The sequence below is a fragment of the Brevundimonas sp. genome, from assembly GCF_041911375.1.
Lineage (GTDB): Bacteria > Pseudomonadota > Alphaproteobacteria > Caulobacterales > Caulobacteraceae > Brevundimonas.
Window position 1 is genome coordinate 1 of the sequence record NZ_JAYRPA010000052.1, and the last position, 1,998, is coordinate 1,998.

A 1,998-nucleotide genomic window follows, 5' to 3' on the forward strand; every position below is an offset into this window, starting at 1 on the left:
CACATCCTCGAACACGTCGTTCTCGAACTGATGACCCAGGCCGGGCTGCCCGACGGTTTCGGGCGCACCCGCGAAACGACGACGCGCGGCGTCTACAAGCTGGTGGTCAGCAACTTCCACGAGGAATGCACCCGCCTGGCCCTGGACATCGGCCGCGAACTGCTGCTCGCCGCCATCCACGACGAACCCTTCGATCTCGCCGAGGCGATCAGGCCCTTGCGCCGCAAGGTAGACCGCAAGTACCTCGGCCCGTCGACCGCCGCCATCGTCAATGCCGCCGAGGCGCGCAAGATCCCGCACATCCGCCTGCTCGACGACGGCAACCTCGTCCAGCTCGGCTACGGCGCCGCGATGCGCCGCATCTGGACGGCCGAAACGGACCAGACCAGCGCCATCGCCGAAACCATCTCGCGCGACAAGGACCTGACCAAGGAACTGATCTCCTCGGTCGGCGTGCCGGTTCCGGAAGGCCGCGAGGTCGACGACGCCGACGACGCCTGCGAGGCCGCCGAGGACATCGGTTACCCGGTGGTCGTCAAGCCGACCGACGGCAACCACGGCCGCGGCGTCTTCATCGACCTGAAGAGCGCCGACGACGTGCGCAAGGCCTACGCCATCGCCGTCGAGGAAGGCTCCGGCGTGCTCGTCGAGCGCTCCATCCAGGGCATCGAACACCGCCTGCTGGTCATCGGCGGCAAGCTGGTCGCCGCCAATCGCAGCGACCTGATCACCGTCACGGGTGACGGCAAATCGACCGTGCAGACGCTGATCGACACCCAGATCAATATCGACCCGCGCCGTGGCACGACGGAGCTGCATCCGCTGTCCATCATCCGCATCGACACGGCTGCCCAGATGGAACTGGATCGCCAGAAGCTGACCGCCGACAGCGTGCCGGAAGCTGGCCGCGAAGTGCTGATCCAGCGCAACGCCAACCACGCCTTCGACTGCACCGACGAAGTCCATCCCGACACCGCCGCCGTCGCCTCGCTGGCCGCCCGCGTCGTCGGCCTCGACATCGCCGGCATCGATCTCGTCTGCCAGGACATTTCGCAGCCGCTGGCCAGCCAGGGCGGCGCCATCGTCGAGGTCAACGCCGGCCCCAGCCTGCTGATGCACATCAAGCCGGGCATCGGCAAGCCGCGTCCGGTCGGCCAGGCCATCGTCGACAACCTGTTCGCCGCCGGCCAGTCCGGCCGCGTCCCGCTGGTCGGCGTCAGCGGCACGCACGGCACCAACGCCGTCGCCAAGCTGATCGCCCGCCTGCTCTACCTCTCCGCCCAGTACGTCGGCCTCGCCTGCCGCGACGGCATCTTCCTCGGCCGCCGCCAGGTCCAGAAGACCAGTGCCGCGAACTGGGAAGGCGGCCGTCGCCTGCTGCTCAACCGCGCCGTCGAGGCGGCGGTGATCGAGAACGGCGCCGACGTGATACTCGGCCAGGGGCTGTCCTACGATCGCTGCGCGGTCGGCGTCATCACCAACATCGTGCCTGCCGACGAGGATCTCGCACGCTGGGACGTGCAGCCGACCGGCGGCGAGTACTACACGACGCACCGCTCGATCTTCCGCACCCAGGTCGACGTCGTGCTGCCGGACGGCCACGCCGTCCTAAACGCCGAAGACGAACTGGTCGCCGACTTCGCCGAACTGTGCGACGGCGAAGTGATCTTCTTCGCCTGCGATGCCGCCAACCCGGTGCTGGTCGCCCACCTGGCGGCCGGCAAGCGCGGGGTCACCGTGGCCGACAACCGCATCGTCCTGCGCTCGGGCAGCGACGAGATCAGGCTCTGCCGCCTGGTGGACGCCCCCTACATCGGCAAGGCCAAGGCGCCTCCGAAAATCGCCAACGTGCTGGCCGGCGTCGCTGCCGGCTGGGCGCTCGGCCTCAGCCAGGACGTGCTGACGACGGGGGTCAAGACCTTCGGCCTCGCCCTTCCCGACCCGGCCACCCTGCTCGCGCAGCGCGCCAAGAATCCGCAGCCGGCCCGGAAGCCGGCC

At 69.1% G+C, this 1,998-nt stretch carries 1 protein-coding gene; it reads left to right on the forward strand.

Annotation, left to right across the window (positions count from 1 at the left end; all coding sequences use genetic code 11):
• Window positions 1-3: 3 nt before the first annotated feature.
• The coding region (gene cphA, locus ACE3PU_RS09825) for a cyanophycin synthetase (protein ID WP_374389199.1) at window positions 4-1,998 on the forward strand (1,995 nt) is incomplete at its 3' end.